Annotated in this window: 21 protein-coding genes; 5 read left to right on the forward strand and 16 right to left on the reverse strand. The window is 36.2% G+C overall.

Going from position 1 to position 23,305, the window contains the following annotated elements:
- Positions 1-86: 86 nt before the first annotated feature.
- The 4 genes from C245_RS0100820 to C245_RS0100835 form a co-directional block, all read right to left on the reverse strand.
- Entirely contained in the window at positions 87-404 is a 318-nt protein-coding gene (locus C245_RS0100820) for a 2Fe-2S iron-sulfur cluster-binding protein (RefSeq protein WP_012023404.1), read from the reverse strand.
- A 60-nt stretch (positions 405-464) separates the two neighbouring features.
- Positions 465-947: a hypothetical protein gene (locus tag C245_RS0100825; RefSeq protein WP_017494690.1), complete on the reverse strand. Its 483-nt coding sequence runs from the start codon at positions 945-947 to the stop codon at positions 465-467.
- A 216-nt stretch (positions 948-1,163) separates the two neighbouring features.
- Entirely contained in the window at positions 1,164-1,403 is a 240-nt protein-coding gene (locus C245_RS0100830; protein ID WP_017494691.1) for a NifU family protein, read from the reverse strand.
- Between the two features lie 89 nt (positions 1,404-1,492).
- Positions 1,493-2,623: an Mrp/NBP35 family ATP-binding protein gene (locus C245_RS0100835; RefSeq protein WP_017494692.1), complete on the reverse strand. Its 1,131-nt coding sequence runs from the start codon at positions 2,621-2,623 to the stop codon at positions 1,493-1,495.
- A gap of 418 nt (positions 2,624-3,041) precedes the next feature.
- On the opposite strand from C245_RS0100835, the gene C245_RS0100840 reads away from it, so the two are divergent.
- Complete coding sequence (locus C245_RS0100840) at positions 3,042-4,658, forward strand: murein L,D-transpeptidase (RefSeq protein WP_017494693.1); 1,617 nt, start codon at positions 3,042-3,044, stop codon at positions 4,656-4,658.
- Positions 4,659-4,825: 167 nt separating this feature from the next.
- Here C245_RS0100840 and C245_RS0100845 read toward each other — a convergent pair whose 3' ends face one another.
- From C245_RS0100845 to C245_RS0100855, 3 genes are all read right to left on the reverse strand, one after another.
- On the reverse strand, positions 4,826-7,255 hold the full coding sequence (locus tag C245_RS0100845) for an ABC transporter permease (protein ID WP_026109787.1): 2,430 nt from the start codon (positions 7,253-7,255) through the stop codon (positions 4,826-4,828).
- Positions 7,256-7,402: 147 nt separating this feature from the next.
- Positions 7,403-8,110, reverse strand: a complete 708-nt coding sequence (locus tag C245_RS0100850; protein ID WP_017494695.1) for an ABC transporter ATP-binding protein — start codon at positions 8,108-8,110, stop codon at positions 7,403-7,405.
- Positions 8,111-8,261: 151 nt separating this feature from the next.
- Positions 8,262-9,506, reverse strand: coding sequence for an efflux RND transporter periplasmic adaptor subunit (locus C245_RS0100855; protein ID WP_017494696.1), 1,245 nt, complete (start codon positions 9,504-9,506; stop codon positions 8,262-8,264).
- A 157-nt stretch (positions 9,507-9,663) separates the two neighbouring features.
- On the opposite strand from C245_RS0100855, the gene C245_RS0100860 reads away from it, so the two are divergent.
- Together C245_RS0100860 and C245_RS0100865 are read left to right on the forward strand one after the other, a co-directional pair.
- Positions 9,664-11,010, forward strand: coding sequence for a sigma-54 dependent transcriptional regulator (locus C245_RS0100860; RefSeq protein WP_026109788.1), 1,347 nt, complete (start codon positions 9,664-9,666; stop codon positions 11,008-11,010).
- Between the two features lie 82 nt (positions 11,011-11,092).
- Complete coding sequence (locus C245_RS0100865; RefSeq protein ID WP_017494698.1) at positions 11,093-12,418, forward strand: PAS domain-containing sensor histidine kinase; 1,326 nt, start codon at positions 11,093-11,095, stop codon at positions 12,416-12,418.
- 15 nt (positions 12,419-12,433) lie between these two features.
- Here C245_RS0100865 and C245_RS0100870 read toward each other — a convergent pair whose 3' ends face one another.
- The 6 genes from C245_RS0100870 to C245_RS0100890 all read right to left on the reverse strand — a co-directional run bounded on the left by C245_RS0100870 (position 12,434) and on the right by C245_RS0100890 (position 16,628).
- A complete protein-coding gene (locus C245_RS0100870) occupies positions 12,434-12,760 on the reverse strand; it encodes an MGMT family protein (protein WP_017494699.1) in 327 nt (108 codons plus the stop codon).
- A 180-nt stretch (positions 12,761-12,940) separates the two neighbouring features.
- A complete protein-coding gene (locus C245_RS24440; protein ID WP_232424312.1) occupies positions 12,941-13,228 on the reverse strand; it encodes a hypothetical protein in 288 nt (95 codons plus the stop codon).
- A gap of 23 nt (positions 13,229-13,251) precedes the next feature.
- Entirely contained in the window at positions 13,252-13,578 is a 327-nt protein-coding gene (locus C245_RS24445) for a hypothetical protein (RefSeq protein ID WP_232424313.1), read from the reverse strand.
- A gap of 41 nt (positions 13,579-13,619) precedes the next feature.
- On the reverse strand, positions 13,620-14,297 hold the full coding sequence (gene trmB, locus C245_RS0100880) for a tRNA (guanosine(46)-N7)-methyltransferase TrmB (protein ID WP_026109789.1): 678 nt from the start codon (positions 14,295-14,297) through the stop codon (positions 13,620-13,622).
- A gap of 195 nt (positions 14,298-14,492) precedes the next feature.
- Positions 14,493-15,875: an ammonium transporter gene (locus C245_RS0100885; RefSeq protein ID WP_017494701.1), complete on the reverse strand. Its 1,383-nt coding sequence runs from the start codon at positions 15,873-15,875 to the stop codon at positions 14,493-14,495.
- A gap of 261 nt (positions 15,876-16,136) precedes the next feature.
- Positions 16,137-16,628, reverse strand: a complete 492-nt coding sequence (locus C245_RS0100890) for a nuclear transport factor 2 family protein (protein WP_017494702.1) — start codon at positions 16,626-16,628, stop codon at positions 16,137-16,139.
- A gap of 361 nt (positions 16,629-16,989) precedes the next feature.
- Here C245_RS0100890 and C245_RS0100900 point away from each other — a divergent pair, with 361 nt between their 5' ends.
- A complete protein-coding gene (locus C245_RS0100900; RefSeq protein WP_017494704.1) occupies positions 16,990-17,655 on the forward strand; it encodes a hypothetical protein in 666 nt (221 codons plus the stop codon).
- 280 nt (positions 17,656-17,935) lie between these two features.
- On the opposite strand, the gene wrbA is transcribed toward C245_RS0100900, so the two are convergent.
- Positions 17,936-19,096 carry an NAD(P)H:quinone oxidoreductase gene (gene wrbA, locus C245_RS0100905; RefSeq protein ID WP_017494705.1) on the reverse strand — a complete coding sequence of 387 codons (1,161 nt, stop codon included), beginning with the start codon at positions 19,094-19,096 and terminating at the stop codon, positions 17,936-17,938.
- Between the two features lie 474 nt (positions 19,097-19,570).
- Here wrbA and C245_RS0100910 point away from each other — a divergent pair, with 474 nt between their 5' ends.
- Complete coding sequence (locus C245_RS0100910; RefSeq protein WP_017494706.1) at positions 19,571-20,227, forward strand: oxidoreductase; 657 nt, start codon at positions 19,571-19,573, stop codon at positions 20,225-20,227.
- 54 nt (positions 20,228-20,281) lie between these two features.
- Here the strand turns inward: C245_RS0100910 and C245_RS0100915 are convergent, their stop codons facing one another.
- Positions 20,282-20,596, reverse strand: coding sequence for an HPF/RaiA family ribosome-associated protein (locus C245_RS0100915; protein ID WP_017494707.1), 315 nt, complete (start codon positions 20,594-20,596; stop codon positions 20,282-20,284).
- A gap of 164 nt (positions 20,597-20,760) precedes the next feature.
- A complete protein-coding gene (locus C245_RS0100920) occupies positions 20,761-23,223 on the reverse strand; it encodes an AsmA-like C-terminal region-containing protein (protein WP_017494708.1) in 2,463 nt (820 codons plus the stop codon).
- Positions 23,224-23,305 lie beyond the last annotated feature (82 nt).

Genomic DNA, 23,305 nt, shown 5'->3' on the forward strand with positions numbered 1-23,305 from the left:
AACCTGACAGGTTTTTAAAACCTGTCGGATTTATTAAAGTAACAGCCATAAAAAAAGCGAGAATTTTACTTCTCGCTTTTTTGTATTTAATATTCCGGGGCCAGTTCTAATTCCAGGCCTTCTAATTCTTCAGTAATAGGGATCTGACAACCTAAACGGCTATTAGATTTAACATAAAACGCTTCCGAAAGCATAGCTTCTTCTTCATCTCCCATTTCCGGTAATGCAACATCATTTAGAACGTAACACTGACAAGAGGCACACATCGCCATTCCTCCGCAAGTTCCTTCAACAGGAAGTTCGTATGCTTTGCATAACTCCATTATGTTCATTGCCATATCAGTCGGAGCCTGTAATTCGTGTATAACTCCTTCTCGATCTTTAATCTTTATTAATACATCCATTTTAATTAGTGGAATTTTACTGGTTCGGATTTTATAACGTGAAAAAATCCTTAAATTATATTAACTGTTTTTGATACTAAATGCGTATTCTTTTTTGCTGCCTTCTTTAAGGTGCATTTTTACTCCAAGAGTATTTCCGTTTTTCTCTAATATCGTTACTATAGCAATTACAGAATAATAATCTTTATCAGATTGAAAAACCAAAGTTCCTTCATAAGTTGAATTCATTACTCCCTGTTTATCTGTGGTAACAGATACTTTTCTCGGGTGAGAGAATTGTGCAACACTATAAGTTGCTTTGTTGGCAAACTTTGCTTTTCCTCCACAAATGTCGAACAGAAAATCATAGTTTCCAATTCTTAGGCTTCCTTCTTCTTCGTTGGCATTAGTCGAAAATACAATCTGACCTGTGTATTTAAAATCCGACCATTCTTCAGAATCATTTAGCCAGGCTTTGTCAACAACTAACGTTTGAGTGGTTTGTTGCGCATAATTTACAGAAACACAAAATAATAATAAAAACAGAGCGTAAAACTTCTTCATAAAATTTAAGATTTAAGGGTTATGTGACAAATTTAATTAAATAAGTGACAATTCCTTAACTAAAACTCTTAAATATTTGTATTATATTTTGCTAAAAATGCAACAACCCATTTATTTAGCACTGTTTTTTTGCGAAATTATAAATTAAACGATATAAAGCGCTAATATTCTTGTTAAATCAACGAAATCGAATTGCTGAGAAAAATCGCGTTTTTATTACATTATATTAACCACCGTTTCTATTTGTGGGGCATATTTTTTTATAGTGGTCTCAACTCCCGCTTTTAGCGTCATTTGATTTACACTACAGCTGATACATGCTCCTTCAAGACGAACTTTAACATGTTTGTCATCTTCTATAGAAATAAGCGTAATGTCTCCTCCATCAGAATTTAAAAAAGGTCTGATTTCATCAAGAGCTAATAATACGTTGCTTGTTAATTCTTCTGTTGTCATAATTTTATCAATTAGAAAATTGGTCAATTAGATAATTAGACAATTTTGTGCATTATCTAATTATCTAATTTTCTCATTATCTCATTATATTAATTTTTTTTAACCGCTGAACATCCCGCCATAGTTGTAATTTTTATGGCTTCAGTCGCAGGTAAACTATCGTTTCTGTTTACAGTTTCTTGTACAACATTTCGTGTAATCCCTTCAAAAACGGTTTCGATTACCGAAGCAGTTTGTAAAGCAGCCGGACGACCATAATCACCAGCTTCACGAATAGATTGTACAATTGGAACTTCTCCTAAAAAAGGAACGTTTAAGTCTTCGGCAAGATTTTTTGCTCCTTCTTGTCCAAAGATATAATATTTGTTGTCAGGTAATTCTTCGGGTGTAAAATAAGCCATGTTTTCTATGATTCCCAAAACAGGTACATTAATGTTGTCCTGCATGAACATCGCTACTCCTTTTTTAGCATCGGCTAAAGCCACAGCCTGAGGAGTACTTACTACTACAGCTCCCGTAATTGGAAGCGACTGCATGATCGAAAGATGAATATCTCCCGTTCCCGGAGGTAAATCGATTAACATAAAATCTAATTCTCCCCAATCGGCATCAAAAATCATTTGATTCAGTGCTTTTGCAGCCATTGGACCTCTCCAGATTACAGCCTGACTTGGCGCTGTAAAGAAACCAATAGAAAGTATTTTGATTTCATAGCTTTCGATAGGTTTCATTTTTGATTTTCCGTCAACAGTAATCGAAACCGGTTTTTCGTTTTCAACGTCAAACATAATTGGCATCGATGGTCCGTAGATATCAGCATCAAGAACACCAACTGAAAAGCCCATTTTTGCAAGTGTTACAGCAAGATTTGCGGTAACAGTCGATTTTCCAACTCCTCCCTTACCAGAAGCAACTGCAATAATATTTTTGATTCCGGGAATAGCACGACCTTTAATTTCGTTTTTCTCCGGAGTTTCTACTTTAATATTTACTTTAATTTTTGCTTCTGGAGATACCAATTCATGGATTGTTTTTTTGATATCATCTTCAGCTCTTTTTTTGATGTGCATTGCTGGCGTATGTAACACCAGGTCTACCACAACTTCATCACCAAAAGTAATGACATTGGCAACAGCGCCGCTTTCAACCATATTTTTTCCTTCTCCCGCTATAGTAATTGTTTCTAGAGCTTTAAGAATTTCTTTTCTGTCTAATTTCATTTTAATGGACTATTTTCGATTGATCGAAATCGATTTAAAGTATTGTGTTAATTTAAACTGATTTCAGACTGCAAAGATAACAGATTATGTTCGGATTCAAACCCTTTTTAAATTGTATTTATTGATATTGAGATTGCTCAAAATGATTCTTACACCTAGTTTTTGATTCCGGAATCTGAAAAACGAGAGATTGTGTTTTATTTAGAAATAAAAAAACGGGGAAAACATAACAGGTAAATAGATAAAATTTAAGAATAAGATCGTTAAAATATCAATAATCTTAGCTATATTTGAGTACCCTAAATTTGCGATTTCCAAATATTCTGAAAAATATACGAGAACTTGTCTTTGGGGGACAATTATAGGTTTCCGGTATTTTCTGAATAGAATTTAATCTTAAAATTTAAATCTGAAAAATATGCGAAATTTTACTTCTTCTGTAATTATTGCCGTTAGTTTTTTGCTGTTTTCTTTCGGATCTTCCGCTAAAGAGAGCGATGTAAACCACAAATTCAAAGAGTTTGATAATGTTTCTGCATCGAATAGGTACCTTTTTAAAACCGCTGTTGATGCGGCAGCAATCAGTCAGTTTTATAAAAAATATCCCAATCTGAAAAAATACCAAAATGACGTTTTAGACCTGTATAAGAAAAAGGAATACAAAATGATCTGGTACGATGATAAAAGTGTGAGTGAATTTGGAGCACTGTTGTATCATAAGGTACGCTTGCTAAATGAGCAGGGAATTAAAGCTATGATGCCTTATATGAATCTGGTAGATGATGTTTTTAATGAGAACGTAACGAATGATCTTCCGCAAATTGATACAGAACTGTTGTTGTCTAATATGTATGTTTTTTATGCAAGCAACGTTTATTCAGGAGTTGATCCGGCGACACTAAAAAAAATTGGATGGTTTCTTCCTGCAAAAACGATTTCTTACTCTAAAATATTAGATTCTCTTATGGTTGACCCCGGTCGACTGAATAAAGACGAGGATCTTTTGTTTGGACAGTACTACAAACTTAAATCAGTATTGAAAAGATACAGAAACATTGAGAAAAACAATCAATGGACAAAAATTGATATTGACAGTATAAATTATAAAGACCTGAAGCCTTTTGATAGCGGTGTTGCCATCAAGCAAATCAGACAGCGATTGTTTGTGGTGGGAGATCTGGCGCAAGATTCTAAAAGAGATGTCTATGACGAGGAGATGATGGCCGGAGTTTTAAAGTATAAAAAAAGGTACGGACTTAAACTGAATTATACCTTAACCCGTGATCATATCAATCAGATGAATGAACCTATTGGTAATCGTATCAAAACGATCATGCTGAATATGGAGCGTTGCCGATGGATACCTACCTCATTAGCAAAGGCTAGCGAGTACATAATGGTTAATATTCCGTCCTTCAGGCTGATTTATGTGAAAAATGGTAAATATGAACTCGTTTCCGATGTTTTTGTGGGAACCCGAATGACCGAGACCGTAATTTTTAGTGGTAATATGGATCGAATTGTATTTAGTCCGTATTGGTATGTTCCGCAGAGCATCATCAAAAATGAGCTGAAACTGAAAATGGCAGAGGATAAAAATTATCTGGCAGATCATAATATGGAATGGAACGGAGGGAATGTAAGACAAAAACCGGGACCTAAAAACTCTTTAGGATTAGTTAAATTCATGTTCCCAAATCCAAATGACATTTACCTGCACGACACTCCTGCAAAAAGTTTGTTTGATTTCGAAAAACGTATTTTCAGTCATGGCTGTATTAATGTTAAAGAAGCAAAACCATTGGCTTTGGCTATTTTGAAAGACAATCCCGACTGGCCGGTAGATAAAATCGATAAAGCGATGAGCGGTGAAAAAGAAACCACTTGTATGCTGAAAACCAAAATTCCAATTTATATTGGATATTTTACGGCCTGGGTAACGGATGACGGAGAAATTGGTTTTTATCCCGATGTTTACGACAGAGATAAACAGCTGGATAAGTTATTATATTCCGATTCAGTTGTTTCGAAATAAAAAAAGAAACCCGCCAGATCAATATGATTTGGCGGGTTTTTAAAAAAAATGGTCTACAAGTTTATATCAAATTTACTTACATTTTAGTTCAATGTTTTCTGATATAATGCCGATGTAATATGAAAATAGTACAATGCAATTGGACTATATTGAATATACAATCGGTATTATTCGTATTTTAGGTATTTTAAGATATCAATCTTAGTTACCTGATAAGCTTTTGCTAAAACGATGACAAGCGTTAAAGCCAATAGGGAAGCCAGAGCGATACTGAATGGAATTACCGAGACTCCAATTCGGAAGGCAAAGTTTTCCAGCCATTTTTGTAGCAAAAGGTATGCCGGAATAATACCAATCACAAATCCAAGTAAACAAAAACCAACATATTGCTTGGATAATTCTTTTAATAAAGCGTCAGTTTCAGCGCCCAATGTTTTTCTAATGGCAATTTCTTTTAGTCTTCGCTCCATTGAAAAAGAGGCCAAAGCAAACAATCCAAAAATAGCGATGATGATGACCACAAGGTTTAGAATGAAAAACAAATTCTTCTGTTTTACCTGTTCCTGATAGGTTCGGGCAAAGCCTTTATTGACAAATTCATATTCAAATGGATAATCCTGATTGATGTTTTTTGCCCAGAATTTTTCTAGTTTTGATAAGGTTTCGGTTAAGTTGTTTGGAGAAACTTTCACATAAATATTATCATAATTATTCCACTTTAAAGTTTTAAGATTGATAAAAACCATTGGTGGTATTTTGTCCTGTAATCCCGTGATGTGAAAATCCTTTACCACACCAACAATTTTAAATTTCATGTTTCCTTTTTCATTTCCCCAACCCGATGTTATAACCGTATTAATAGGATTTTTAATTCCTAAGGTTTTAACAAGAGTTTCGTTGACCAGCCAATTGTCAATGGTATCCGAAGCAAATTTCGGAGATAAATCGCGTCCCTGAACAATTTTGATTTTCATCATATCCAGAAAGCCAAAATCCATTTCGACATTTCGGGATTGTACAAAAATACTATTGTGTGTAAATCCTGAACTGGAGTTGGTGCTGTTTCCAAAAGTACCGGCAAAGGTGGATACATCTGTAACTCCAGGCATTTTTAAAAGTTCTTGTTTTGTGGTTTGATATTTAAGGAATTTCTTGTCATATTCCTGATAATTAAAAGGAATTTTGATAACCTGATCTCCACTAAAACCAAGATCTTTGTTCATCATATAGCTTACCTGTGAATTCACGATTAAAGCACCAATAATAAAAAAAGCAGCAATACCAAACTGGAAAATAAGCATCGAATTTCGAATCCATATGCCGCTTTTACTTCTGGAGAAGTTTCCTTTTAAAACCTTAAGCGTTTCAAAATTTGAGATGTAAACGGCAGGAAAAACACCTGCAAGAACGATCACTAATCCAAATATAAAAAGGAGCTGCAGGTAAAATTCACTGCCATTCATAGTCAGAGATTTTTTCAAAAAAGTATTGTAGTACGGCAGAGAAAGTTCTACAATTGCTAAAGCAAAAATAATGGCTAAAACTACTATTATCGCGGTTTCGAAAATAAACTGAAGGACGATCTGCTTTTTAGTGGCTCCCACAATTTTACGAACGCCCACTTCTTTAGCGCGTTTTATTGCTGAAGCGGTCGCTAAATTGATATAGTTGACCAAAGAAAGCGCCAGAATCAAAATAGAGAGACCGACCATAATGTAAAGCAATTGCAGATTTCCTTTTCCTTCTGGAAGATTTGCTCCCTGTGACGATTTTGTACCGTGCAAACGGGTATCGCTTAATTTATCTAATATTACAGTTGTCTGTCCATTTTCTTTTACATATTGTTCCGGAGTCTGTCCGTTGGCTTTGGCATCTTTCAAAGTTCGGTTAACGTAATCTACATTTTGTATTTTCTTTAAAACAGTTGCAATATCAGTTCCTTTTTTAACTTTAATCATTAAGCCATAATTAAAGTTACCCCAACTTTGCTCGTCGCCATCACGGGCAACTCCGCTAAAAACGTAATTGGGTTCAAAAGCTGAAGGAGCTATAATTTTATAAACCGATTTTACCGTGTAATCTTTGTAATTATAGGTAATTGATTTGCCAATTGGGTCTTCGTTCTTAAAAAGTAATTTTGCAGTTTCTTCTGACAATGCCACACTGTTTTTTTCTTTCAGGATATTGGTTTTGGCTCCTTTTACGATAGGCAGCGGAAACATATCAAAAAAACCATTGTCGGAAACTGCAATCTTTTTGTGAAAGAATTTTTGCCCCTGATATTTAATCATATCATTGCTGTACCAGGAATTAAAAAAACAGATCGATTCTATTTCGGGAATTGTTGCTTTACAAGTTCTTCCGAAAGGAATACTGCTGGAGGCCCAGGTATCTCCTGTTGCTCCAATTTTATTCAAAACCTGATAAACGTTATCTTTTTCAGGATTCCATTGATCATAGGCATTTTCGTTATTCCAGTATAAAATGGCGAAAATTACTCCAGAGATTCCAATGCTTAATCCCAGGACATTTAAAAACGAAAACAGTTTGTTTTGTTTCAAATGATATATAAATATCTTAAACCAGTTAAAAATCATGTTTTATTTTTTATAGTTGTTACGGTTGGTTTTGAAATAGTTTTGCAGGTTTTATAATCTGCAAGGCATTATAGGCCGGATAGTATTTTGCAAACAAACCCCATCAGGATTATGATTGCGCTTACGATGAATTTGATCATTTTACTTTTATTTAGCGTCCATAAAAACATCAACATTTCGTTGATTGAATTTTTCAGAGAATACCACACCATCTTTCATATGGATCGTTCTTTGCGAAAACGAAGCATCATAATCAGAGTGGGTAACCATTAAAATGGTAGCTCCTTTAGCGTGTAAATCGGTTAAGAGTTCCATTACCTCATTACCGTTTTTACTATCTAAATTTCCGGTTGGCTCATCGGCCAGAATAATTTTAGGATCGTTTACCAAAGCTCTTGCAACGGCAACTCTTTGCTGTTGTCCCCCTGAAAGTTGCTGTGGGAAATGTTTAAGGCGGTGAGAGATATTCAGTTTCTCGGCAATAGCTTCGATTTTTTGTTTTCTCTCAGTTGCTTTTACATTGTTGTAGATCAAAGGCAATTCGATATTGTCGTAAACCGAAAGTTCGTCGATCAGGTTAAAATTTTGGAAAATAAAGCCAATGTTTTCTTTTCGGACATTTGCTCTTCCTTTCTCTTTTAAACCAATCATTTCCTGATCTAATAACTTGTAACTCCCGCCTGAAGCGCTGTCCAGAAGACCTATGATATTAAGTAAAGTTGATTTTCCGCAGCCTGAAGGTCCCATAATGGTTAAAAAATCACCTTTTTTAATCTCTAAAGAAATCCCGCTTAAAGCTGCTGTTTCTACTTCTTCTGTTCTGAAAACTTTGGTTAGGTTTTGAATGGTTATCATAAGTTTTGAAATTTTAGTGGTTGTTAATTCTATTTTTTGATTGATGATTGATGATTGAAACTTTGTGAATTGTAAAATGTAAACTGCGACTGTATACTGTGACTGTGTACTGTGACTGTGTACTGTGACTGAAAACCGCGACTGAAAACTACTACTGAGAACTAATCGATAATTCTTCAATGTCTTTATAATCGGTGTACGATGAAGTGATAACTGATTCACCTTCTTTTAAGCCTTCGAGAACTTCATAATAGGATGGGTTTTCTCTGCCTAGTTTTATATTTCTTCTTTCTGCTTTATTTCCTTTTACTACAAAAATCCATTTTCCTGCAGACTCCTGATTGAAACTTCCTTTTGAAACCACAAGTGTTTTGTTTTTTTCGGACAGAATCAGTTTTACACCAAAACTGAGTCCGTCTTGTAAAGTGATATTTTCTTTGGATATAAAAGCCAACTCCACTCTAAAGTGTCCGCTTTTTACCTCCGGAATTACTTTTGTAACTATAACTTCCAGGTTTTTTCCTTGAAATTCTACCTGACCTTTCAATCCTTCGCGTACTTTTTCCAAATAAAATTCATCTACATCGGCTGCTAATTTGTAGCCTTGCTTAGAATCTATTTTTCCGATACTTTCACCTGCCTGAAACGTTTTTCCCAAAACAGGTTGAAAAGAAGTTAATCTCCCCGATTCCGGTGCTGTAATTAAGAAGTTCTTTTTATTGTTTCTTAAAATATCCAGACTTTTTTCCATAGTCTGAATCGAACGGTTGATTTGAGAAATTTGAACCTGATTGGTTTGTTTTTCTTTTTGAATACTTTGTTGGATCGTTCTTTTACGCTCGTCCTGAAAACGCAGACTTTCTTTAAAATTATTCCAGTCATTTCTCGAAATCACATCTTTTTCAAACAATTTCGCGTTCATGTCGTACAACCTTTTGGCGTCATTGTAATCGTGTTCTATTAAAACCAGATCCTTGGTTAAATTCAGCTCCTGATTTCTGATGTTCAGTTTTCCGGTGTTTAAATTATTGATTTGCTCGATAATCGCCGTTTCCTGAGTCAGGTAATTCAGTTCTGTGTTCGGATTGAACAAACGTGCTAAAGGCTGACCTTTGGTAACCATTGCGCCATTTTCAACAAAAATCTCTTTTACAGAACCGCCTTCAGTAACATTTACAAGCATTACGTTAAGAGGTTCTACTTTGGCCTGAAAAACAACAAAATCTTCAAAGAAAGCTTTTTCTACTTTTTGAACGCTAAGTTCATCGGCTTTTACATTTAAACTTCTTTTGGTATTAAACGAGAAAAACACAATTGTTGCCAAAACTAAAAAAACTCCAATTGCTATTGTGAGATATCTAAATTTTCTATTTTTACGAGGAATTATCTTGTCCATTTCTTTAATAATTTACTGATTACCAATAGGTAAATACTGTGCCATAAAAAGTATAATCTGTAAAGTATTGATTTTAAAGAAGCTTTAAAAACCACCTAAAAAAGAAGTGTTCGGAAATGAACAGTTGACCGTTCAGAATCGGACAAAAAAAGACAGCATGCGAAAGAAACAAGCCCATATTTTAATCGTCGACGATCAGGAAGAAATTCTTTTTTCGGCAAAAATGATTCTCAAAAAACATTTTGAAACCATTTTTACGACCAACAGCCCTAAAAAAATCATCTCTATTTTAAACGAAAATGAAATAAATGTGGTTTTGTTGGACATGAACTATCGAATTGGTTTTGAAGATGGGCGCGAAGGAATCCATTGGCTCAAGGAAATTAAAACACTTTCGCCAAAGACTGTTGTGATTTTAATGACTGCTTTTGGTAAAATTGACACTGCGGTTGAAGGAATTAAAATTGGGGCTTTTGATTATGTTTTGAAACCCTGGAACAATGAAAAACTACTGGAAATTATTGATAAGGCTGTAGTAGAGAGCCGAAAGAATAGTAAAAAAGAAGTAGTAGAAAAATCAACCAAAAGTTATTTTACAGGAACTTCTCTTAAAATTAAGCAGGCTTACGGTATTGCTGAGAGAGTCGCCAAAACAGCTGCTAACGTTTTAATCTTAGGTGAAAATGGAACAGGAAAGTATGTTTTTGCCGAGTTCATCCATTTGAATTCAGAACGAAAAGAGCAGCCTTTTGTGCATGTCGATCTGGGGTCACTGAGTGATAACTTGTTTGAAAGTGAACTTTTTGGATATGCCAAGGGGGCTTTTACAGATGCTAAAACAGATACCGCGGGAAGATTTGAAGCGGCATCAGGCGGTACGATTTTTCTGGATGAAATAGGGAATATTCCGTTACATCTGCAATCCAAACTGTTACATGTTTTACAAACCAAAACCGTAACCCGTTTGGGCGAAAGCAAAGCAAGACCGTTGAATGTAAGGATCATTGCGGCTACCAATGCCGATATAAAAGCAGAAGTAAAAAATAAAACGTTTAGGGAAGATTTACTGTACCGAATCAACACCATGGAGATTCATTTACCTTCTTTGCGTGAGCGAAAAGACGATATTATCCCGATGGCTAATTTTATTTTGGATAAAATTGCTGAAAAATACAATCAGGAAAATTGGTGTTTTGACGACAATGTTGGACCCTATTTAGAAAAATATCCCTGGAAAGGAAATATTCGGGAATTAGAGAATAAGATTGAGCGTGCCTTAATTTTGGCCGATAATCATACTATTTCGGTAACCAATCTGGATATTTTGGATTTCGAAGAACTTCAGGAAAACGACGAAAATCCATTGTCTGAAATGGAAAAAAGTGCCATCGAGAAAACATTGTTTAAGAATAATGGAAATATCAGCAAAACAGCCGAAGAACTTGGGCTTTCAAGAGCCGCTTTGTACAGAAGAATTGAAAAATACGATCTGAGAAACATCTAAACTTAAAAATAGTTCCGAACGGCTTTGAAAGATTCTTGTTGAATATTAAACTTTTGAATCTGTCGGAATAAAAAATAAAACAATGAAGAACTGGAAATTTTATAACGCTTTGTTTGCAAGGATTCTGTTGGTGATGATTCCCTTTTTCTTTTGTGTCTTTTTGATTTACAAAGAACTGTATTACAATGCGATTCTGGTTGGTTTTGTCGTTTTTATATTGTTGTCTGAAATGTATTTTTTTGTTAAAGGGCAAATTTTGTTTTACGATAAAATGCTTTTATCGATTCTGCAGGATGATTTTTCGAATAATTTTCCGGAAGAAAGCAAAAAGGAGAATTTCAGGAACTTGTTTTTACTTTATGATAAATTAAAGGTTCAACGACAGGAACAGACGTCAAAAGAGCGCATCTATCAGTCCATTTTAAATAATATCGACACCGCTACTTTAATTCTCGAGAAAGAAGGTGAGGACTGGAATCTTTTTTTAATGAACGATTGCTTCTCAAACTTATTCAAAGTGCCAAAAGTAAGCCAGTGGAAGTATCTTAAAAACTATTTGCCGTCTCTTTGTGAGGAAATCGAAAAGACCAATTTTACAGAATTGAAAACGGCTATTTCGATCAAGATCGAAGATCAGGACTTACAGACTTTTGTGCTTCAGACTTCGCATACGAAAATGTATGACAAAGAATATTTTATTATTCTGCTGGACAGTATTCAGCGTGTTATCGAGAAAAAAGAAAAGGAAGCCTGGATCAATCTGATGAAAATTATCTCGCACGAGTTAATGAATTCGCTAACGCCAATCCGTGCACTTTCGCAAAATTTACTGCAAATAGTTGATCAGGACGAATTAGAAGAGGATGATTTTGAGGATATTAAAAGTAGTATTTCGACCATTATCAATCGAAGCGATCATTTGCAGGTTTTTGTAGAAAATTATCGAAAACTGGCCATGCTGCCGACTCCGACTAAAAAAATGACTCCTATAAAAGTTCTTTTTGAAGACTGTCTTCGGGTAATGAGTCCAATTTTAAAGACGGAAAATATAGAACTGGTAAACGAAATTAATAGTTCAAGATCGATTTTAATTGATAAAAGTCAGATAGAACAGGTAATTATCAATCTGATTACCAATAGTATTTATGCTTTGAAAGAAAAGCGCGAAAAGAAGATGTTCTTGTCATCGTATACTGAAAACAATCGCTTTTTTATTACCATTTCGGATAATGGAAAAGGAATTGATACCGAGATCAGAGATAAAGTTTTTCTGCCGTTTTTCACCACCAGAAAAGATGGTGCCGGAATTGGACTAACGCTTTCTAAAAATATCATTGAAGCGCACGGAGGGTATTTGAGTTACCAAACCGATGAGGATAAAACCAGCTTTGTAATTTGCCTGATTTAGTTATAAGGAGCGGTTTTAAGGTTCTATTTTCGGCTGCCAGAAATGTTTTTCAAAATCTATAATTTGATTGTCTACGACATTAATGCCTTCGCTTTCGAGTAACTGTTGCATTAAATTGGTTCCGTCAAAATGATGTTTTCCGGTGAGAAGTCCTTTTCTGTTTACCACACGGTGGGCGGGAACATCATCCATGTTGTGACAGGCATTCATGGCCCAGCCTACCATTCGGGCAGAGCGGGCTGTTCCTAAAGCTTTGGCAATTGCGCCATAAGAAGTTACTTTTCCGTACGGAATTTGTCGGGCGATTGCATAAACTCTTTCAAAAAAATTATCTTCAGCCATAATTTGTAGCACAGGTTAAAGGGTGAGAAATGATTTTACTAACGAAATTTTCACGCAGATTTTATGCATTAAAATGAAGCCCATTTTTTTTAATTTATGAAGGAAAGAATCTGCTTAATCCGCAAAATCTGCGTGAAACTAAAATTTTACAAATAAATAATAATCTGAACTTACATTTTATTAGCTGAAATAGTAAGTCAAAATATTAAAAAGCGTGAGTACGGCAATTAATCCTGTGATGCTTCCAATAATGGTATTCATGTTTTTCATCAGATAGTCTGTTTTCTTCTCGATTCTTCCAAAGAAACCAATGTAGCTGTATAAAGCGGCAAATGAGCCTAAAACAGATCCGAATACAAAAGTAAAAATAATGTTGTTTTCAAATGCAAAAAGGTGGTAAGAGGCCAAAGTAACACTTACAACCACATAATACGGAATAGGGAAGAAGTTAAGTCCGGAAAGCAGCATTCCCAGAAAGAAACGACTTTTTTTTACTGGTTTTTTTTATTTTCGATTTTTTTGGCTTTCGGTTCTTTGGCTATAAACAAAAAATAAACGGTTAAAACAGAGAAAATAACAAATCCTACTTCGCGTAACAATGTCACTACATCTGGCCGATTGTCGATGACGCGTGCAAAAAAAACGGCTAAAGAAACCTGAAAAAAGATCACTAAGACAGCTCCCGCAACAAACCATAAAGCATTTTTTTTCCCCTCTTTCAAATTTACTTTGGCTGCCGTCATGTTGATTAAACCTGGTGGAATAATCCCAATGAAAGCGGCAAGAAAACCTGAAAGTAATGGGGTAAGTAATGCCATTCAGTTGATTGATGGGTTATGAAAAAGTTTTTAAAATTAAATTAGTCTTTAATTTTAAAACGAATATACGTAATTGCCTTGTTAATCTCTAAATATTGTTTTTCATAAAAAGTCTGGAATGCGGTAACTTCTTCAGGGCTTCCTTCATTTTTATATACATTATGATTGGCGTATAAAACCTCGTGACCTTCACCGTGAAGTAATCCCAACGTGTAACCGTGCATGAATTCACTGTCGGTTTTTAAGTTTACGACACCGTCTTTTTTAAGGATTCTTTTGTATAATTTCAAGAATTCCGAATTGGTCATACGGTGTTTGGTTCTCTTGTATTTGATTTGCGGATCCGGAAAAGTAATCCAGATTTCGTCCACTTCATTGTCGGCAAAAATATGATTGATTAGTTCGATTTGAGTTCGAACAAATGCAACGTTGTGTAATCCGTTTTCAACAGCGGTTTTGGCACCTCTCCAGAAACGGGCTCCTTTAATATCAATTCCGATAAAATTTTTGTTTGGATATCTTTCTGCTAATCCAACAGAATATTCTCCTTTTCCACATCCCAATTCTAAAACTAATGGATTATCATTTTTAAAGAAATCAGAATTCCATTTACCTTTCAAAGGCATTAAATCGCCTACAACTTCTTCTCTGGTTGGTTGAAAAACGTTTTGAAATGTTTCGTTTTCTCTGAATCTTTTTAGTTTATTTTTACTTCCCACTTTTACAAAAATTTTCAGCAAAATTAAGGAATATAAACGAATGTAAATAGTACAATTAGCTTTAAAAGTTTTCCTTCACGAATTTTCATCAAGGATATTTTTTTTTGCCACGAATTCACGAATTAATTTAAGCGGTTTGGTCGGAAAAAAATTAGTGTAGATTAAGTGTAATTCGTGGCGAAAAAAAAAGATTTCTTAAATGTACTGCGGTTCTGCAATAGGTTTTAATTTTGGATCAAGCGTCTCATCATGTTGAGAGAGATCCAATCCGATATGTTCGTTCTCCTCAGAAACACGCAACGGAATAATGAAATTGGTTACCTTAAACAAGAAGTACGCTCCGAAAAAAGTAAAAATAGAAACCAATACCAACGCCATCATGTGATGTGCAAATACATTCCAGCCTCCGTGTAACAAACTCGCATCTTCACCATGAGCAAAAATAGCAGTTAGAATCATTCCCATAATTCCACCTACACCGTGACAGGCAAAAACATCAAGGGTATCATCGAATTTTTTTGATAAGCGACAGTTTACAACCGAATTAGAAACCAAAGCGGTTATAAATCCAAAAAACATACTTTCAGGAACTGAAACATAACCAGCAGCCGGAGTAATGGCAACCAAGCCTACTACAGCTCCAATACAAGCGCCAAGAGCCGAAACTTTTCGACCGTTCATTCGGTCAAAGAAAACCCAGGTTAACATGGCTGCAGCCGATGAGGTTGTCGTAGTTGCAAAAGCCATTGCGGCGGTTCCGTTGGCTGCAAGAGCCGAACCGGCATTGAAGCCAAACCATCCAAACCATAGCATTCCGGTTCCTAATAATACAAACGGAATATTGGTTGGAATGTGCTGATTGTTTTTTCTTTTTCCTAAAACCAGTACTCCCGCCAAAGCCGCAAATCCTGAACTCATGTGTACAACCGTTCCTCCAGCAAAATCTTTTACACCAAAATAACTGCCTAAAATACCTGTTGGATACCAAACAGAATGGCACAATGGCGCGTAAATAAAAATGGTAAAAAGACTGATAAAAAGTAAATACGATATAAAACGAACGCGCTCTGCAAAAGAACCAGTGATAATGGCCGGAGCAATAATCGCAAATTTCATTTGAAACAATGCAAAAAGCATAAACGGAATCGTACTGGCCAATTGTTTATGAGGCAGAACTCCCACATAATCCATAAAAGCAAAAGTGGTTGGATCACCAAAGAAACTATAAAAATGACCTCCTAAATTTAGCCCTACAGGATCGCCAAAAGCCAGACTAAAGGCCACTACAACCCATAAAAGCGTGACAACCCCTAAACAGATAAAGCTCTGCAACATGGTCGAAATTACATTTTTCTTGCCAACCATTCCGCCGTAAAAAAAAGACAGTCCCGGAGTCATGATTAAAACCAGACAGCAGGACGTTAACATCCAGGCGACATCGGCAGGAACGATATGATCGGTTGTGCCAAATTCAGATAATACGTAACTATTTTCGGTGATAGTTGGCCAAAAAGCACCAGTAACGCAAACAATACTGATGATAATAAAGGAAATGATCCAGCGTTTTTCTATTTTCATTTTTCAAATACTTTATGTGTCCCTATTTTTTTAGGGTTAAAGTTATGAAAAAATGAATATTATGGTTTTTAGGGGTGTAAAAACAGAGGTGTTGTTTTTATTTTAGTAGATTTTGTAAAATACACCCTGTTTTTTTGAGGGTATTTTATTTTGCACTTCTAAAAAAGAGACAAAATTGCCAATTGTATTATAATAAAATTGGCAAAGTGTACTGTAAAGGGCATAAAAAGTTAGGATTGTAAAAAGAAAGCCCAAAAATGTTTATTTTTTTTGAAGCTTTGCAATCAAAACGTCTTCGATAGGAGCTTTAATTTTGATCGCTGCATTTACTTCCTCATTAGGAACCGTCATAGATAACACATAATGTTGAATTTTCCATTCTTTCCCTATTTTGATCAAAACCCCCGATCCGCGGCAAATTTTCATTTGCGTATTTAACAGTTCGTCAAACCAAGCAATTTTTCCGGTTTTGTCAAAAAAGATATGACGTTCTAAAGCTGTGAAATTCCAGGCCGTTCCTTTGTCAAAATAGGGTTTGGCCCAAATTTTAAAATCTTTTTTGATCCAGTTTTCGGTGGCATCGGTTCCGATGAAAATAGCATCTTCGGCCATTAAATCAAAATAAGCATCAAATTTTACTTCGCCGGCTGCTTTGTGCCAAGCATCGATAGTTTGGTTGACTTTGTCTTTTTCAGAAGTCTGTGCGTTTGCAAAAAAGGTAACAAATAATAAAAGTAAGATTGGTTTTTTCATAAGTGGTTTGTTTTGGATTTAAAGGTAGCAAATATTTTTTGAAAGGTTCTGAGGTACTGAGGTACAAAGATGCAGAGGCACAAAGATGCAGAGGTTCAAGGCACAGTGATGTTAAACGTACCGTTTGTCATCCTGAGGAACGAAGGATCACATAAGAAACTCGACAAAGATTGGCAGCAATCTGTGCGGAGTTTCTAGTATGATCTATTCCATCTTTTCGCTGTCGTTCAAGTCTCCTTACTTTCTACAAACCTTTACACTTTTAAAAACCCAAATAGCCAAGTAAAACTTAAATTATCTTACATCACTTATATGGTATAATAGGATTTAGTATATTTGATAGCTTTAAAATCGATACATCATGAATCCAAAAATACTCATCACCTCATTAGTACTTTCCTCTATCTTTTTAACTTCCTGCAAAAAGGAATTAGAACCTCAGGAAAACACACCAAATTCTGAATTGGTAAAACTGGGATTGGCAAAAGATACGACAAAAGCGGCCCCTGTTGTTCAGGCTCCAACTGCAGCAAATCCAAATACAGTTTTGAGTGCTAATGGTGGAATGAATCCTGCACACGGACAACCCGGACATCGTTGCGATATTGCTGTTGGGGCGCCATTAAATTCGGCTCCAACACAAGGACAAACTGCAACGACACAGCCTGTACAAACCGTTCAGGTAAAACCGGGTCAGCAAAATGTAGTGACTACAACAACTGTTACGCCGACAAAAGTGGCTAAAGGTATGAATCCTGCCCACGGACAACCCGGACACCGCTGCGATATTCCGGTGGGAGCACCTTTAAATTCTCCGGCTGCTGCCAAACAACCGGTTGCTGCCAATACAGCCCAAAGCGGAACTACTTCGCAAACCTTTACCGTAACACCTCCGGCGACAGACAATGCTGTTCCGGCTTTGTTAAGTACAGAAACAGCAACTGTAGCCGATGGAAAAAATCCCGCACACGGAAAACCGGGGCATCGCTGCGATATTGCAGTTGGGGCGCCATTACCAAAATCATAAGGAAGTCGAGAATTATGTGAATAATAATCTGGGCGTGCCACCAATATAAAAAGGGGCTGACTATTGCAATCGCTTAGTCGCCCCTTTTTATATTGCTGTCGGGCTTTCGCTGCTACTTCGGTAGCTTAGCTCTATCCCTCACGCGAAAAACTAGGTTGTATTATAAAATATGGGTAATCCTTATGAGCGATGTTATTAAGCTAAGTTTTTTTAAACACAATCCCTTTGCGATTTCAAAGCAAAGCGTAATTCTTTGCGAACTTTGCGGTAAAATTTTCCTTTATTCAATTTCAAAAATCGCCTGAATTTCTACAGCCGAATTAATCGGTAATGAAGCAGCGCCAATGGTCGCTCTGGCATGTTTTCCTTTTTCTCCAAAAACCAAAGCCGTTAAATTTGAAGCCGAATTCATAAGGGCTGCATGTTGTGTATAATCAGGAGTGGTGTTGAAATATCCTGTTAACTGTACACATTGTTTTACTTTGTTCAAATCGCCACCGCAAGCCTCTTTTAAAACCGCAATTACATTTAGCATCGTTTGATAGGTAGCTTCTTTGGCCTGATCTTCGGTAACTGTTGCGCCAACTTTTCCGGGATTTAGAATCTTTCCGTCTTTTAAAGCCACCTGATTAATGTACACTTTATGATCAGAAATCGTAAACGGAACATAATTTCCAACCGGTTTAGGCGCTTCAGGAAGCGTAATGTTATTGTCTTTTAAGGTTTTGTTGATATCGCTTTTAGCCTCAATCGAAGTCGTTTTTGCAGCTTTAATCGTTTCGGTATTTTTCAATCCCGAGGCTGCTCTTGCCAAAGCTTTTCCTTGTTCTTTGGCTAAATTCAATTCGCTTTGTGACGGACGTGTTCCAACAGATCCTGCCAATGAAGTAGCGCCAAACGGAGTATTTCCTTGTGGAACTGTTTTGTCTAAAGTGGCTGTTCCCATAATCCCCGTTGGAACGATTACCATTCCGTGAGACGCAAGAATATTCCAGAACGATAAAATCGCAGCTTCTTTTCCGGCTCCAGATCCTGCCGACATAAAGACAGTAGCCGGTTTTCCTTCCAGAGTTCTTGAAGTCCAAAGCGGAATACTCTGGCTGAAGAAGGAACTCATATCGGCACTAATGTTTGCAAAATGAACAGGACTTCCAAATGCGATTCCGTCATAATTGGCCAATTCTTCGATAGTTGCAATCGGTAATTTTTCTACATCAGCATTCAATTTTTCTTTTGGATTGATTGAAGGAACACGTTTTATGATTGCTTTTGCATTGGGATATTCTTGAATTCCTTCGGCAATAGACTTGGCCATTTTATAAGTTCCGCCGTTTTGAGAATAAATCAAAACCAGCACATTTGTTTCAGATGATTTTACTTGCGCATTTGAACCAAAACCTATAAAAAGAGCTGTTAATAATAGCAGTAGTTGCTTTTTCATGAGGGTAATTTTTAATAATTTATAGTAAATAATCCCAGTTATGCGCTTGTTTCAAAGCTTCATTTTTGGGATTGCAAAATTACTTCTTACAATATCAAAAAGCGTTATTATTATCTTAATTAAGGTTTTTGGATGTAATTTATTTTAGGATCCATCAGGACGAATATATTTATAAAAAAAATCAAGAATAATATATTTAGAGCTCCGGAGGAGCAATAAATTTATAGGAAATTAAAAATGCACATCAACAGAACCCCATCGGGGTGACCTACCAAATTGTGCTAAAATTATATGTCGCTCCGCTGGAGCTGGATTGTAACAACGCATACTAAAATTAGTCTATAGATATATTGCTCCGTTGGAGCTTTAAATCAAAAAACAACAAAGAAATCTGCGGGAAAAAAAAGTAATCATTCTAATCTGTGAAATCTGTAGCAAAAAAAATTAACTTCGAGGAAACAAATCGCCTTACTTATGAAAAAAGCAATTGTGTATGGAGCAAGCGGACTAGTAGGTTCCTTTATTCTCGAAAATTTGTTGAACAACGCTACTTATGTGCAAGTAATAATTGTAGTAAGGAGAGATTTAAACATCCAGCATCCCAAACTAAAAATGCTGATAGGTGATTTTAACACCTTATCCAAAGTAATAGAAGGCATTCAGGTTGATGAAGTTTTTATTGCTCTTGGGACCACACAGAAGAAAACGCCAGACAAAAAGTTATATTATCAAATAGATCACGATTACCCAATTCTGGCAGCAAAACTGGCGAAAGAAAACGGAGCAAAAGCGGTTTTTCTGGTTTCGACTCTTGGTGCCAATGCGAAATCGTCGATATTTTATACCAAATTAAAAGGAGAAACCGAACAAGGGATTATTAGTCTAAATTTGGATCATACTTATATCTTTCGTCCTTCGATGATTTTAGGAGACCGAAAAGAAAGCCGACCAATGGAAAAAGTATTCATTGGAATATTCAAATGGATCAACCCAATATTTATGGGGAGCCTAAGCAAATACAAAGGAATAGAGGCCGAAGATATAGCCAAAGCAATGGTAAAAAGTGCAGAACGATTAGATCAGAAAGTAAAAATACTGCATTGGGAAGAAATGACGACTTTGTTAAAATAAAAAAGGACCTTATCCGGATTAGAGATAAGGTCCTTTTTATGGATGGTATATAAATTAATACGCTTTCATTTTTTCGAAAGTAGTAGTTAAAGATTTTTTTGCCTTCGCCAATGCACCAATAAAAGCTTTTTCAAGCGTATCGGCATGGTCTGTAACGGTTACTGGTTGTAATTTTGCAGTACGAACTTCAATCACACATTTTTTGTCGTGCAGACTAAATTTTTCTCCGTTTTCATCGCCAAAATGTACTTCGACGCGGGTTATTTTTTCCTCAAAACGCGCTAAACCTTTTTCTAATTCACCAGAGAAATAAGCTTCTAATCTTTCGTGTCCTTCGATGTTCTTGTCGGTATTGATCTGAATTTTCATAATTGGTTTGTATTTAATGATTGTCTCTCAAAGCTATCTTTTTTAAAACAAAAAGACAAGCAGGTTAATAAAACATTAAGAAATTAATTGCGTTTTTTTGCGTCTAGTTTGTCATTCCGAGGAACGAGGAATGATAAGATTGTGTTGAAAGGATGCGAAAAAAACTACTTCTCCCTCTTCCCCCATTTAATTTTCATTTTTCCGTTATCGTCAACGGCAAGTAGATGGAGGACGATCCCGCGTTCACGGACGGCATCGCGTTCGGCTTGGGTGGCGAGTTTGGCGTCGTTTTTAGAGTTTCGGAGGGGGACGGTAAGGGCGAGATTGGTGCCTCGGCCGAAAGAGTAAATTCCGTTGACATCGATGTTTAACACGTTGGAACTTATAGTGAGATTGTTGACGTCGATCTGCTCTCCGCGCATATTGAGCTGACCGGACAAATCGCTAAAGGTGATGTTCTCGACATCGCGAAACGGAAAGGCAAACTTGCCGATTTTCACAATAGGCTCAAAATTAACCAAAGCGCCCTGATTGACTTTAAACCCCAGTTTTCCGCGCATCGAGTTGCTAATCAATTCGCCACGATTATTGATAAAACCGTTTACGCTGGCTTTACTAGTTAGTTTTCCTTTGATGTTGTTGGGGCTAAAAGACTGAATCCCGAAATTGTTAAACGACTTTAAAAAGCTTGCAATTTCGACCCTGTTTACCTGAGCATTCGAACTGAAAGCATAGTTTTTTCCGTTTGGCACCACTTCACTGTCAAAAGTAATAGTGCCTCCGGACGTTTGCAGCGAACCATTTTTGATGACCAGTTTCGAGTCCAGCATCTGAATTCGGGCGGTGGTATTGGTGGCAACGAGTTTGTTGTAATTGATTTTGTCGGCTTTGATATCGATCACCACCGAGCATTTGTCGATTACACTTCTCAGATGATTCGAAATCGTGGGGCTTTTGGCAGTCTTGGCCGGGCCTTTTACTTTTTGTGAACTGGCCAGAACGCCCAGAAATTGTTTGAGATCGATATTCGGGCAATAGATTTTCCAGTTGACAATCATTTTTTCGGGAGCATTATAATAGAGGTTCAGGAAATTGTCAATTTCTCCTTCGATGAAAATCGTATTCTTATTGTGTTTGTAAGCAATTTGTTTGATGAGTAAAGCTTTCTCGGTAAAGTCAAGATGAATGTTGGTTTTTACAGCTCGAACATTCTTCGGAATATAATGAAACGAGGCGTCGTCAACATCTATTTTACCAATAAAACGCGGTTTGTTAATGTACAGATCAACAATGTCAAACTGAAACGCCAGGTTGGCTTTGGCATGACCGCTTGTAAACTGAATCCACTTGTCGTTGCTTATTTGGTTGAGTCTTTCAATGTCGAAATCAGAACTTAGATTTCCGGTGGCCAGCGGTTTCTCGAGATTATTGATCGACAATTGCGGAATGGTAAGCGGAATGTTTTCGTATTCACCAGCAAAATTCGTTAAAATAATAGCCGAATTGGCATCGTTATAACCGGCCGTTGGTTTGAAATTATTGGTAAAAATGCCTTTAAAGTTGCAGTCTTTAATCAATCCGTCCGGTATAGAAAGTTCGTTATTTTTGGTAATCGCCTGAACGACAATTCTGGGATCACCTTCGGCATTAAAATCGCCTTTGATGTCGCAATTTACCTCAATCTCTTTTTTCAGATTAAATCGGTTAAGCTTAGAACTGATGTTTGCCGATAATAAGTTCGATGCATTTTGCCACAAAATAGACGTACTAATATTGATTCCAAAAAGTGCATTTCCTTTAGCCAGATTAAAAAAAGCGATGATGTCAAAAGAGTCTGTTCCAATTTTTAGGTCCTTAGTCACCACGTCAATTCTTTCTTTTGGAGCGGAATAAGCTACTGCAAAAGTGCCTTTGAGTTCTTTTTGTTTTGCAAAACTTCCGTGTACCGTATTAAAGGCAAGACTTTTAATTTGGGTGTTTAGATAAACATCGGTTTGCCAGTTGTCGCCGTCATGCTCTACTTTCGATTGTAAGCGATCAACATCAAAATCAAACAATTTATGACCAAGCAAATTGTTTAAAGTAAAGTGAACTCCGTTTAGTTCAATCTGGTCAATTGTAGTTTCGGTATCTGATTTTTCTTCCGGTGCTTTTTTCTTTTTTGGTTTAAAAATATTGGCATTCGAATAACCGTTCGGCGCTTTATACACATAGATAGCCGCGTCGTTGATGAGGATTTTGTGAATATTGATTTCGTTTTGAATTAAACTCCAAACGTTCAGGCGTACTTCTATTTCCTGTGCTTTCAGTAAAGTGTGTTGGTGCGTGGCCCATTGATTGTCTTTGACTTCAACTTCTTTTAAAGCCAGGGTAAAGTTGGGAAAACCAGTCAGAAACTTATAATGAAAATCTCCAATATGAAATTTCCCGTTGATGTTTTCATTGATTTTAGTGTTGATCTTGGTAATGATTTCGGCTTTATTTTGATTGAAATAAATCGATAATCCACCACAAGTAAGAAGGAGTAAAGCAATGATTCCTAATATGAAAAAGCAAAAACGTCTGGCATATTTTCTTAAATGAAGCGATTGAAAAAAGTTTTTGATGTGGAGTAAAGCGGCTTTCATCGGGAAGAATTTTCTGAATCCTTAAAGATAAGGTAAAATATGGAGGTTTCTTTAAAAAGATACAATTCAGACTTGAGTAGGT

The organism is Flavobacterium sp. WG21 (assembly GCF_000335775.1).
Classification (GTDB): Bacteria; Bacteroidota; Bacteroidia; order Flavobacteriales; family Flavobacteriaceae; genus Flavobacterium; species Flavobacterium tructae.